Here is a 13,016-nt window from a genome sequence, read left to right as displayed (position 1 = left end):
AATTGTACTTAAAAATGGTATAATGATAAAGTTATATAGTCCCGATAAGATGGTAGGCATTTATTACTAAGAGTTTTCCTATCAGTACTTTGCAACTCGCAAAGAATGACGGCTCCATACGGTTGCCGCTATAGTGCGGTCATCCTATGCGCCTTACTAGCTTCAGAAATAAAAAAGTATCGTTTTTATTTCTTTTGCGTCGTAACTCTTATAGAATAAAAATACCTATCAGTACTTTGTAACTCTATAACACTATTTTTAAGGGGGGACATTTTTATGTCAGAACGTAAATTATTCACGTCTGAATCTGTATCTGAGGGGCATCCGGATAAGATTGCAGACCAAATTTCAGATGCGATTTTGGATGCTATTTTAGCCAAGGATCCAGAGGCGCACGTTGCTGCTGAGACAGCTGTATACACTGGTTCCGTCCACGTTTTTGGTGAAATTTCTACAAATGCCTATGTGGATATTAACCGTGTAGTTCGTGATACCATTGCAGAGATTGGCTACACCAATACAGAATATGGTTTTTCTGCGGAGACGGTGGGAGTACACCCATCTTTGGTGGAACAATCTCCTGACATTGCCCAAGGTGTCAACGAAGCCTTGGAGGTTCGTGGGAATGCAGACCAAGATCCGCTGGACTTGATTGGTGCTGGAGACCAAGGACTCATGTTTGGATTTGCGGTAGATGAAACAGAAGAGCTCATGCCATTGCCAATTTCACTCAGCCATAAATTGGTTCGTCGTCTGGCAGAACTTCGTAAGTCTAGTGAAATTAGCTATCTTCGCCCAGATGCCAAGTCACAAGTTACAGTTGAGTATGATGAAAATGACCGTCCAGTACGTGTGGACACAGTCGTGATTTCAACTCAGCACGATCCAGAAGTCAGCAACGAACAAATTCACAATGATATCATTAACAAGGTTATCAAAGAGGTTATTCCAGCTTCTTATTTGGATGAGCAAACAAAATTCTTCATCAATCCTACTGGTCGTTTTGTAATCGGTGGACCTCAAGGGGACTCAGGTTTGACTGGTCGTAAGATTATCGTAGATACTTATGGGGGCTACTCTCGTCATGGTGGTGGTGCCTTCTCTGGTAAAGATGCGACTAAGGTGGACCGTTCAGCCTCTTATGCTGCGCGCTATATTGCCAAGAATATCGTTGCAGCGGGTCTTGCTAAAAAGGCAGAAGTGCAATTGGCATACGCAATCGGTGTTGCGCAACCCGTTTCTGTTCGTATCGATACCTTTGGTACAGGAACAGTAGCTGAAAGCAAGCTTGAAAAAGCAGCGCGTCAAATCTTTGACCTTCGCCCTGCAGGAATTATCCAAATGCTGGACCTCAAGCGTCCAATTTACCGTCAAACAGCAGCTTATGGACACATGGGACGTACAGATATTGATCTTCCATGGGAACGTTTGGACAAGGTAGACGCTTTGAAAGAAGCAGTCAAATAAGATTTTAAGAGGGGGTTGCCCCTCTTTTTTAATATACTATTTCCTCCAAAATCATTGAAATTATAGCTTGAATTTGATATGATGGTCTTATGGATAAAAGTAGAGCAAAGCGTGAGAATCACGATAAGATAAGAATGAGTCTAATAGCCCTAGTAGCTATCTTCTCAGTAAGTATTTGTGTCCTTGGTTCAATAATTGGATACAAAATATACACAAAACAAAGTTTTGAACAAAAGATTGAATCGCTCAAAAAAGAGAAAGATGATCAATTGAGTGAGGGAAATCAGAAGGATCATTTTCGTAAGGGACAAGCAGAAGTAATTGCCTATTATCCTCTCCAAGGGGAGCAAGTGATTTCGCCTATAAAGGGAATTATGACACAGGGTATTAAAGACAATCTAGAGGATAAGGAAAATCTGGTTTTTTATTATACGGAGAAACAGGATTCGACTTTAAAAGGGATTGTCAACCGAAGTGTGATGAAACAAGTCTATGATTTAACTTCGTCAAAAGTTGAAGAGACTGAAAAAACTAGTCTGGCAAAAGTTCATTTGACAGAAGATGGTAAATCTTTTACACTTGATCAATTATTTTCAGATGCTAGTAAAGCCAAAGAACAGCTGATTAAAGAAATGACCTCTTTCTTACAGGATAAGAAATTGGAGCAAGAAAAGATTGATCTGCTTGTTAAAGGCTTCTCTGACCAAGACCTGTCTGCATGGAACTTTGATTATAAGGATAGCCAAATTATCCTTTATCCAAGTCAGGCAGTGGAAAATCTAGATGAGATTGCCTTACCAGTATCTAGTTTCTTTGAGGTCATTCAGTCCTCTTATCTATTAGATAAGGATGCCGAACTTTACAAGGCCTATTATGAAAAGAAAAATCGTAAAGTAGTAGCCTTGACTTTTGATGATGGACCGAATCCTGCAACGACAAATCAAGCATTAGATACTCTTTCTAAGTATGGTATCAAGGCAACTTTCTTTGTTTTAGGTAAGAATGTTTCTGGAAATGAAGAGATTTTGAAACGCATGAAAGCAGATGGTCATGTCATTGGGAACCATAGTTGGAGCCATCCAGTGCTTTCAAAACTTTCGCTTGACGAAGCTAAAAAACAAATTACTGATACTGAGGATGCGCTAACTAAGGTGCTGGGCTCTAGTTCTAAACTCATGCGTCCACCTTATGGAGCCATTACAGACGACATTCGCAATGGCCTTGATTTGAGCTTTATTATGTGGGATGTGGATAGTCTGGACTGGAAGAACAAAAATGAAGCAGCGATTTTGACAGAAATTCAACGAGAAGTCAAGAATGGTTCTATTATTCTCATGCATGATATCCATGCTGAGACGGTCAATGCTCTACCGAAGGTTATTGACTATTTGAAAGGTCAAGGTTATGACTTTGTGACCATTCCAGATTTGTTAGATACTCGTCTTAAAGCTCACCAGCTCTATTACGACCGCAATCAATAATACACAAAATCTAAAGAGATAAGTTTTCCTTGAAAATTTGGCTCTTTGGATTTTCTTCTAATTTAGAAAGGAAAAAAATGAAATCTTATACTTTAAACAATGGCGTTACAATTCCAGTTCTAGGATTTGGAACCTGGAAAGCTGAGAATGGAGAAATTGCCTACCAAGCAGTTTTGGAGGCTTTAAAGGCAGGCTATCACCATATCGATACGGCTGCCATCTATAAAAACGAAGAAAGCGTTGGTCGTGCTATTCAAGATAGTGGGATTCCTAGGGAGGAAATTTTTGTAACCAGCAAACTCTGGAATACAAACCACACCTATGAGCAAGCTCGTCAGGCTTTTGAAGAGTCTTTAGAGAAGCTGGGTTTGAATTATTTGGATTTGTATTTGATTCATTGGCCAAATCCAAAACCACTCAGAGAAAATAACCACTGGAAAATCCGAAATTCAGAAGTTTGGAGAGCGATGGAGGATCTTTACCTAGAAGGTAAAATCCGTGCTATCGGAGTTAGTAATTTCCTTCCCAAGCATTTGGATGCCTTGCTTGAAACAGCAAAAATTCTTCCAGCGGTCAATCAAGTTCGTTTGGCTCCAGGTGTGTATCAAGAGGAAGTCGTTGATTACTGTCGAGAAAAAGGAATCTTATTGGAAGCTTGGGGACCTTTTGGTCAGGGAGAACTGTTTGATAGCAAGGAAGTCCAAGAAATCGCAGCAAATCACGAAAAATCGGTTGCCCAGATAGCCTTGGCCTGGAGCTTAGCAGAAGGATTTTTACCACTTCCAAAATCTGTCACAGCGTCTCGTATTCAGGCTAATCTTGATTGCTTTGCAATTGAACTGAGTCATGAGGAGCGAGAAACCTTAAAAACGATAACTGTCCAGTCGGGTGCTCCACGAGTTGATGATATGGATTTCTAGAAAATCATAAAAAGAATTGTACATTCTTCTGATTTTTGATATAATAGTCTGCAGGAAAGAAAGTCTTATGGCGTTCTTCAAGCGAGCTTGGGATAGTGGGAGCCAAGTAGAGCAAAATAAAGTGCTGGCGCTTTCTGTAGTATTTTCAAAAACAATGAAGTAATAAATTAGGGTGGAACCGCGTTTCTGACGCCCCTAGTCGCAAGGCTTGGGTGTTGAAATTCGGTTCTTTTTGAATTTCGTCTAATACCTAAGTGGAAAGGAGCATCATGCTTAAAGGATCTTGTTTATGTAAAGCAGTCACCTACACTTTAGATGAAGAATTGTCGGAAATAGTTTTTTGCCATTGCTCATTCTGTCGGAAAGTAACTGCGTCAGCCTACACAGTTAATGCCAAAGTTAGCAGCAAAAATCTGGTATTGTATGAAAAAGAGAAGTTGGTTACCTATAGTTCATCTCCAGGGAAACAACGTTATTACTGCCAGAACTGTTACAGTCAAATTTTCACTACTCAAGAAAATATACCAGAAGTTTGTGCTTTGAAATTAGGAACAATAGATGAATGCGATCAGAATTTACAAACTGTTCCCAAACGTCATATTTTTCAGGACCCAGCTTTTTCTTGGTTGCTTGATGAATAAAGCTAAAAAGATAATATAAATTAAAGGAGTAAACAATGTCTAAAAAATTGACTTTCCACTGCGTCAGTGGCAGAAACCTCCTTATAGTCGGACTGCCCCACGCTCAGTACTAGAGTGCCTGAGCTAGACGCAGTACTAACTCGTCTTGCCTCGTATGATCGACGAGGCAGACTCGTGTCGCAAGTAATTTATATAAAAAGGAGTAAACAATGTCTAAAAAATTAACATTTCAAGAAATTATTTTGACTTTGCAACAATTTTGGAATGACCAAGGTTGTATGCTTATGCAGGCCTATGACAACGAAAAAGGTGCGGGAACCATGAGTCCTTACACTTTCCTTCGTGCTATCGGACCTGAACCATGGAATGCAGCGTATGTAGAGCCATCACGTCGTCCTGCTGACGGTCGCTACGGGGAAAACCCTAACCGTCTGTACCAACACCACCAATTCCAAGTGGTTATGAAGCCTTCTCCATCAAATATCCAAGAACTTTACCTTGAATCTTTGGAAAAATTGGGAATCAATCCTTTAGAGCACGATATTCGTTTCGTTGAGGATAACTGGGAAAATCCATCAACTGGTTCAGCTGGTCTTGGTTGGGAAGTTTGGCTTGACGGGATGGAAATTACTCAGTTTACTTATTTCCAACAAGTGGGTGGATTGGCAACTGGCCCTGTGACTGCTGAAGTTACTTATGGTTTGGAACGCTTGGCTTCTTATATCCAAGAGGTTGATTCTGTCTATGATATCGAATGGGCCGATGGTGTAAAATACGGAGAAATTTTTATCCAGCCTGAGTACGAGCACTCAAAATATTCATTTGAAATTTCGGACCAAGAAATGTTGCTTGAAAACTTTGATAAGTTTGAAAAAGAAGCTGGTCGTGCCTTGGAAGAGGGCTTGGTTCACCCTGCCTATGACTATGTTCTCAAATGTTCACACACATTTAACCTACTTGATGCGCGTGGTGCTGTATCTGTAACAGAGCGCGCAGGCTATATCGCTCGTATCCGTAACTTGGCCCGTGTCGTAGCTAAAACCTTTGTCGCAGAACGCAAACGCCTAGGCTACCCACTTTTAGATGAAGCAACACGAGCTAAACTCTTAGCAGAAGACGCAGAATAGTGACTAATACTGTGCTCTAAAATCGTTAGAGACAAGTCGAAGACTTGCTAGAGGGATATGCACCGCTGTACTGTTATGTGGGGATTTTTGAAACCGTAGGTTCAAAAATCAGTCAGCTAAATCCACTTTGATGAGACTGTTGGAAATCTTGATCAATTTTGCATTAGATTTCCCTACAGACTCACAAAGTTAGTTAGCGACGTCCCCAGTACCTAAGGTGCATATCAAAAAAAGATTGAAGAAAATGTAAAGGAAAAAACATGACAAAAAACTTATTAGTAGAACTCGGTCTTGAAGAATTACCAGCCTATGTTGTCACACCAAGTGAAAAACAACTGGGCGAAAAAATGGCAGCCTTCCTCAAAGAAAATCGCCTGTCTTTTGAAGCTATTCAAACCTTCTCAACACCACGTCGTTTGGCTGTTCGTGTGACTGGTCTTGCAGACAAACAGTCTGATTTGACAGAAGATTTCAAGGGTCCAGCAAAGAAAATTGCCTTGGATAGTGATGGAAACTTCACCAAAGCAGCTCAAGGATTTGTCCGTGGGAAAGGCTTGACAGTTGAAGATATTGAATTCCGTGAAATCAAGGGTGAAGAATATGTCTATGTTACCAAGGAAGAAGTGGGCCAACCAGTTGAGAACATTGTTCAAGGTGTAGTAGACGTCTTGAAGTCATTGACCTTCCCTGTCAGCATGCACTGGGCTAACAACACTTTTGAGTATATCCGCCCTGTACACACTTTAACTGTTCTTTTGGATGAGCAAGAATTTGATTTGGATTTCCTTGATATCAAGGGAGGTCGTGTGAGCCGTGGTCATCGTTTCTTGGGGAAAGAAACCAAAATTCAGTCAGCATTGAGCTATGAAGAAGATCTTCGTGCACAATTTGTAATAGCAGATCCACGTGAACGAGAGCAAATGATTGTTGACCAAATCAAGGAAATTGAGGCAAAACATGGTGTACGTATCGAAATTGATGCTGATTTGCTGAATGAAGTCTTGAACTTGGTTGAATACCCAACTGCTTTTATGGGAAGTTTTGATGCCAAATACCTTGAAGTTCCAGAAGAAGTTTTGGTGACTTCAATGAAAGAACACCAACGTTACTTTGTTGTTCGTGATCAAGATGGTAAACTCTTGCCAAATTTCATTTCAGTCCGTAACGGAAACGCAGAGCATTTGGAAAATGTCATCAAAGGAAATGAAAAAGTTTTGGTAGCTCGTTTGGAAGATGGTGAATTCTTCTGGCGTGAAGATCAAAAATTGGTCATTTCAGATCTTGTTGAAAAATTAAACAATGTAACCTTCCATGAGAAGATTGGTTCCCTTCGTGAGCACATGATTCGTACGGGTCAGATTGCTGTACTTTTGGCTGAAAAGGCAGGCTTGTCAGCGGATGAAACGATTGACTTAGCCCGTGCAGCAGCCATTTACAAGTTTGACTTGTTGACAGGTATGGTTGGTGAGTTTGACGAGCTCCAAGGAATTATGGGTGAGAAATATGCCCTTCTTGCTGGGGAAACTCCAGCGGTGGCAGCTGCTATTCGTGAACACTACATGCCTACTTCAGCTGAAGGAGAACTTCCAGAGAGCAAGGTCGGCGCAGTGCTTGCCATTGCAGACAAATTGGATACGATTTTGAGCTTCTTCTCAGTAGGTTTGATTCCATCAGGGTCTAATGACCCTTATGCTCTTCGTCGTGCAACTCAAGGTGTAGTTCGTATCTTGGATGCTTTTGGTTGGCACATTGCTATGGATGAGCTGATCGATAGCCTTTATGCTTTAACATTTGACAGCTTGACTTATGAAAATAAAGCAGAGGTTATGGACTTTATCAAGGCTCGTGTTGATAAGATGATGGGCTCTACTCCAAAAGATATTAAGGAAGCTGTACTTGCAAGTTCGAACTTTGTTGTGGCAGATATGTTGGAAGCAGCAAGTGCTCTCGTAGAAGCAAGCAAGGAAGAAGACTTCAAACCTTCTGTTGAATCACTTTCTCGTGCCTTTAACTTGGCTGAGAAGGCAGAAGGAGTAGCTACAGTTGATTCAGCACTCTTTGAAAATGACCAAGAAAAAGCCTTGGCAGAAGCAGTAGAAACACTCGTTTTATCAGGATCTGCCAGTCAACAATTGAAACAACTCTTTGCTCTTAGCCCAGTCATTGATGCATTCTTTGAGAATACCATGGTTATGGCTGAAAATGAAGCAGTCCGTCAAAATCGCTTGGCTATCTTGTCTCATTTAACTCAAAAAGCAGCTAAGCTTGCTCGTTTTAACCAAATTAACACTAAATAAAATTTGATAAACGGACTAAATCTTATCATAAAGGAGAGAAACATGGATCCTAAAAAAATTGATCGTATTAACGAGCTTGCCAAAAAGAAAAAAACAGAAGGCTTGACCCCAGAAGAAAAAGTAGAACAAGCCAAACTACGTGAGGAGTACATAGAAGGTTATCGTCGCACTGTTCGTCACCACATCGAAGGGATCAAAATTGTGGACGAAGAAGGAAATGATGTTACACCAGAGAAACTACGTCAAGTCCAACGTGAAAAAGGTTTACATGGCCGCAGTCTCGATGACCCAAATTCATAATAATACTCTTCGAAAATCAAATTCAAACCACGTCAGCTTCACCTTGCCGTACTTAAGTACAGCCTGCGGCTAGCTTCCTAGTTTGCTCTTTGATTTTCATTGAGTATAAGTATTCTTTCTTTTAAGAAGGATAGATGAAATAATAACCAAAAGACTAGCAATTTGTGTTTGCTAGTCTTTTTTCGTTAAAAAAGGAACCAAGATGGTTCCTAAAGTTATTAGTTACTTGCGCCAGATGTAGCGTCTGCGCCACCACCGTGACCACCGGCATCACCTGCATCAGAAGCTCCAGATGTAGCATCTGCATCGCCGTGACCATGTCCGCCAGCAGGAGCTGCAGCATTTCCACCGACTAAACGTTGACCAGTTGTATTGAGGTACCAGTCAAGCCATGGTTGGAAATTAAAGATAATTTCATTAATTCCAGCATATGAACCATCTGGGTAGTACATTGCTTGGTAATTATGGGTATTAATAACACCTTCAGGTGTTCCTGGCACAATTGTACGGACATATTCTTGATCCCCGTTACGCAATACGCCGACAACCCATTCAACGTTTTTCATTCTAGAATCAGGCAATGTACCGTGTACTGTTCCTAATCTATTTCCTGATTGAGCACGTACACGTTTACCAAACATTGTATCTGGGTCTTGGTGGGCGTTATTAAAGTACAAGAATTGATTGTTATCATCTGCAAATGTCAATTCAAATGGCATTGCTTTCAAGAACATATCAAGTTGGTTAACTGTCAAGATACCGTGGTCTAATTTAACGTAAGTATCTCCAGAAACAGCTCCAACAAGTTCAGCAGCTTTTTCTACCCATTCAGGATCATCTGGATCAACACCTTGGATGGTAGTTGCAATTGAATTTGTACAATATAAATCTTCTGGCTCAATTGGTTTTGGTTTTTTCAATTTTGAAACGACTCCCACATATTTTACAAAGTTGTCCAAGCATGTTTCAAGGAAATTAACAGTTCCTTCATTCGTGATATTTCCATTAACATCAAAAGCTTCTTTAGCTTTACCAAGAAGGAATTCATTTCCTGGAAGAGTGTAGGCATTGACACCTGGAGCGTCAAGAATCTTACGAAGGTGAACTTGGGCACGAGAAGTACCTTGGTCGTAGTAAGAAGCACCCACAATCATGACTGGTTTGTTTTCAAATGGATGAACTTCATATGAAAGCCATTCAAGAACAGATTTTAGAGAAGCTGAGATTGTATGGTTGTGCTCAGGCGTAGCAATGATAACACCATCAGCACGTGTAATTTTGTTATATAAATAACGTAATTGGAAACTTTCGTCCCATTTTTCGTCTTGGTTAAACATTGGAACTTCATCAATTTCAAGAACTTCTAATTCAAATTTGAGTTTGAAGTGACGACGGATGAATTCCAAGAGTTTACGGTTATATGATTGATCGTAGTTTGATCCTACAAGTCCAACAAATTTCATTCTTTTTGGTCTCCTATCTTACAAATTTTCCCAGTCAAAGTCTTCGGCATCTTTGCGAAGTAGTGCTTGTGCGTTACGCAATTTTTCTGTGATTTTTACAAAGATACGGAAGTCGTCAAAAGTAGCATCCAGTTTTTTGATAACATCAAGATCCACTAGGTCTCCACTTGGGTTGAAGGCTTGAAGAGAATGTGAAAGCAAGAATTCATCTGGAAGGACACTTGCTTTGATTTCTGGGGCATTCAAGATTTGGCGAAGTTGTAATTGGGCACGTGATGAACCAAGCGTACCATATGAAGCACCTGTAATCATGATTGGTTTGTTCAAAAGTGGATAGATACCATAAGACAACCAAGCAAGAGCGCTCATCAAAACAGCTGGGATAGAGTGGTCATACTCAGGAGTACCAATAATAACGCCATCTGCCTCTTCAATTTTAGCAGCAATTTCTAAAATTTCAGCAGGTACTTGCTTGTCAGCTGGTTTGTTGAAGACAGGAATGTCTTTAATTTCAACAAGTTCAATTTCAGCTTTTTCAGCAAAGTGTTTTTGCATGTATTGAAGCAATTGGCGGTTTGTAGAACGTTTTGAATTTGTTCCAACAATAGCAATAAGTTTTAACATGAGATTTCCTTTCTCTTTTTACATAATACAATTTTAAAACTCCATTGAAACATTTGTTTCTATAGAGTAGGAATTCCTGAAGAACAGCTTAGGTGACCTTCCTTATCGATGAGGATAGCTTCGATGCCCTCCAAACTTTCGACTTGCCAGAGGATAGAAGCAGGTCTTTCTCCAAATAGACGAGTTGTCCAGATTTCACCATCAACTGATTTATCAGAGATGATTGTTAGACTCGCTAGTTCCGTTTCAACAGGATAACCTGTTTGGCTGTCAAAAATATGATGGTAATCTTTTCCATCGACAGTCAGGTGACGTTCATAAATGCCTGAAGTCACGACAGATTTATTGACAACAGGGATGGTCATTAAGTGATTTCCCCTCGGATTGGCTGGGTCTTGAATCCCAATTCGCCAAGGCTGATCCCCTCTTGCCTGATTTTTTCCAATAGTCAGGATATTCCCTCCCAGATTGATCAAGGCAGATGTCACTCCCTCTTTTCTCAGAAATTGAGCAACTTTATCCGCACTATAACCCTTGGCTAAACAACCTAGGTCTATCTTCATTCCTTTCTGTTTTAGAAACACAGTAGAAGTAGAAGAATCTAACTCGATATAATGAGGATTGATTAAAGGGAGAATTGATTCGATTTCTTGAGGCTGGGCAACTTTGGCATCTGAAAAACCGATACGCCAGGTTTGAATCAAGGGACCAATGCTGATATTGAGATGGCTAGATGGCGCGAGGCTATGCTCTAATCCAAGTGAAATCAGTTCGAACAGGTCTGGATGAACCTTGACGGGGGCTATTCCAGCTTGATGATTGATTTCCATCAACTCAGATTCTTGGCTATTGGCATTGAAGCGGTATTCGAGCTCTCTGAGTAAATCAAAGGATTTCTGGATCAAGCTATCGGCTCGCTCATCTACTAATGAAATAGTGATAGTAGTCCCCATTAGCCGTTCGGAATGTGAACTAAGAGGCAAGCTACCAACTCCTTTCTTTTATGAAAAGAAGACTGAAATATAGTAAATTTATATTAAATTTAACCCCTTACATTTTCTTTTCATGATACTAGCATACCATAAAGTCAGCGTTTTCACAAATAAAATTTGTAAACTTGTCAAGAAATATGCTCAGAAAATAAAGAGTAATTGTAAGAAAGACTGATAAAATACAGATTATTTACATTTTTTTACAAAAAAAACGGGAAAATTAGCTAAACTCTTGTAAACGCTAACAGTAAATGTTATACTAGAAAGGTAAATTTAAAATTGAAGGTAGGAATTTTTCTATGAGTAAAATCGTTGTAGTTGGTGCTAACCACGCTGGTACAGCATGTATTAATACTATGTTGGATAATTTTGGAAATGAGAACGAAATCGTTGTATTTGACCAGAACTCTAACATCTCTTTCCTAGGATGTGGAATGGCTCTTTGGATTGGTGAACAAATTGACGGTGCTGAAGGCTTGTTCTATTCTGATAAAGAAAAATTGGAAGCTAAAGGTGCTAAGGTATACATGAATTCACCAGTTCTTTCAATCGACTATGATAACAAAGTAGTTACAGCAGAAGTTGAAGGGAAAGAGCACAAAGAATCATACGATAAATTGATTTTCGCTACAGGTTCTACACCAATCTTGCCACCAATCGAAGGTGTTGAAATTGTTAAAGGAAACCGTGAATTTAAAGCAACTCTTGAAAATGTACAATTCGTTAAATTGTACCAAAATGCTGAAGAAGTGATTCATAAATTGGCTGACAAGAGCCAACACCTTGACCGTATCGCCGTTGTTGGTGGTGGATACATCGGTGTTGAACTTGCTGAAGCTTTTGAGCGTCTTGGAAAAGAAGTTGTCCTTGTTGACATCGTAGATACTGTCTTGAACGGATACTACGACAAAGACTTCACTCAAATGATGGCGAAGAACTTGGAAGACCACAACATCCGCTTGGCGCTTGGTCAAACTGTTAAAGCAATTGAGGGTGACGGTAAAGTTGAACGCTTGATTACTGATAAAGAAACTTTCGATGTGGATATGGTTATCCTTGCAGTTGGTTTCCGTCCAAACACAGCCCTTGCTGATGGAAAAATTGAACTCTTCCGTAACGGTGCCTTCCTTGTAGACAAGAAACAAGAAACATCTATCCCAGGCGTTTACGCAGTAGGTGACTGTGCGACTGTTTATGACAACGCTCGTAAAGACACTAGCTACATCGCTCTTGCTTCAAATGCTGTTCGTACTGGTATCGTTGGTGCATACAACGCTTGTGGACATGAATTGGAAGGAATTGGTGTTCAAGGTTCAAATGGTATCTCAATCTACGGTCTTCACATGGTTTCAACTGGTTTGACTCTTGAAAAAGCTAAAGCTGCTGGTTACAACGCAACTGAAACAGGCTTTAACGATCTTCAAAAACCAGAATTTATGAAGCATGACAACCATGAAGTTGCCATCAAGATTGTCTTTGACAAAGATAGCCGTGAAATTCTTGGTGCACAAATGGTTTCACACGATTCTGCAATCAGCATGGGAATCCACATGTTCTCACTTGCTATCCAAGAGCATGTAACAATTGATAAATTGGCATTGACAGACCTATTCTTCTTGCCACACTTTAACAAACCATATAACTACATCACAATGGCTGCACTTACAGCTGAAAAATAAAATTTGATGAACTATCTGTCCTTAA

11 protein-coding genes are annotated in these 13,016 nt (G+C 40.1%); 8 read left to right on the top strand and 3 right to left on the bottom strand.

What is annotated here, in order from left to right; all coding sequences use genetic code 11:
* Positions 1–276: 276 nt before the first annotated feature.
* The 7 genes from metK to QP439_RS01355 all read left to right on the top strand — a co-directional run bounded on the left by metK (position 277) and on the right by QP439_RS01355 (position 8,233).
* A complete protein-coding gene (gene metK / locus QP439_RS01385; protein WP_000003943.1) occupies positions 277–1,467 on the top strand; it encodes a methionine adenosyltransferase in 1,191 nt (396 codons plus the stop codon).
* 89 nt (positions 1,468–1,556) lie between these two features.
* On the top strand, positions 1,557–2,948 hold the full coding sequence (gene pgdA / locus QP439_RS01380) for a peptidoglycan-N-acetylglucosamine deacetylase PgdA (RefSeq protein ID WP_050542114.1): 1,392 nt from the start codon (positions 1,557–1,559) through the stop codon (positions 2,946–2,948).
* Positions 2,949–3,025: 77 nt separating this feature from the next.
* Positions 3,026–3,868, top strand: a complete 843-nt coding sequence (locus tag QP439_RS01375; protein ID WP_285387230.1) for an aldo/keto reductase — start codon at positions 3,026–3,028, stop codon at positions 3,866–3,868.
* 269 nt (positions 3,869–4,137) lie between these two features.
* Complete coding sequence (locus QP439_RS01370; protein ID WP_285387225.1) at positions 4,138–4,509, top strand: GFA family protein; 372 nt, start codon at positions 4,138–4,140, stop codon at positions 4,507–4,509.
* Between the two features lie 209 nt (positions 4,510–4,718).
* A complete protein-coding gene (gene glyQ, locus QP439_RS01365; RefSeq protein WP_000038733.1) occupies positions 4,719–5,636 on the top strand; it encodes a glycine--tRNA ligase subunit alpha in 918 nt (305 codons plus the stop codon).
* 260 nt (positions 5,637–5,896) lie between these two features.
* Complete coding sequence (gene glyS, locus QP439_RS01360) at positions 5,897–7,933, top strand: glycine--tRNA ligase subunit beta (protein WP_285387221.1); 2,037 nt, start codon at positions 5,897–5,899, stop codon at positions 7,931–7,933.
* A 42-nt stretch (positions 7,934–7,975) separates the two neighbouring features.
* Complete coding sequence (locus QP439_RS01355) at positions 7,976–8,233, top strand: DUF896 family protein (RefSeq protein WP_000371299.1); 258 nt, start codon at positions 7,976–7,978, stop codon at positions 8,231–8,233.
* Between the two features lie 218 nt (positions 8,234–8,451).
* Here the strand turns inward: QP439_RS01355 and QP439_RS01350 are convergent, their stop codons facing one another.
* From QP439_RS01350 to QP439_RS01340, 3 genes are read right to left on the bottom strand one after another with little or no spacing between them, the layout of a single operon-like run.
* On the bottom strand, positions 8,452–9,696 hold the full coding sequence (locus QP439_RS01350; RefSeq protein ID WP_285387219.1) for an NAD(P)H-dependent oxidoreductase: 1,245 nt from the start codon (positions 9,694–9,696) through the stop codon (positions 8,452–8,454).
* 18 nt (positions 9,697–9,714) lie between these two features.
* Positions 9,715–10,320, bottom strand: coding sequence for an NADPH-dependent FMN reductase (locus QP439_RS01345; RefSeq protein WP_000915951.1), 606 nt, complete (start codon positions 10,318–10,320; stop codon positions 9,715–9,717).
* Positions 10,321–10,379: 59 nt separating this feature from the next.
* Complete coding sequence (locus QP439_RS01340) at positions 10,380–11,303, bottom strand: FAD:protein FMN transferase (RefSeq protein WP_070527952.1); 924 nt, start codon at positions 11,301–11,303, stop codon at positions 10,380–10,382.
* Between the two features lie 308 nt (positions 11,304–11,611).
* On the opposite strand from QP439_RS01340, the gene nox reads away from it, so the two are divergent.
* A complete protein-coding gene (gene nox / locus QP439_RS01335; RefSeq protein ID WP_143951900.1) occupies positions 11,612–12,991 on the top strand; it encodes a H2O-forming NADH oxidase in 1,380 nt (459 codons plus the stop codon).
* The last annotated feature ends 25 nt before the right edge of the window (positions 12,992–13,016 follow it).

Origin of the sequence: Streptococcus sp. UMB1203, assembly GCF_030217725.1 — a bacterium.
Classification (GTDB): Bacteria; Bacillota; Bacilli; order Lactobacillales; family Streptococcaceae; genus Streptococcus.
The sequence above is the reverse complement of the archived record's forward strand: the minus strand, read 5'-3'. Positions and strand labels throughout refer to the sequence as shown.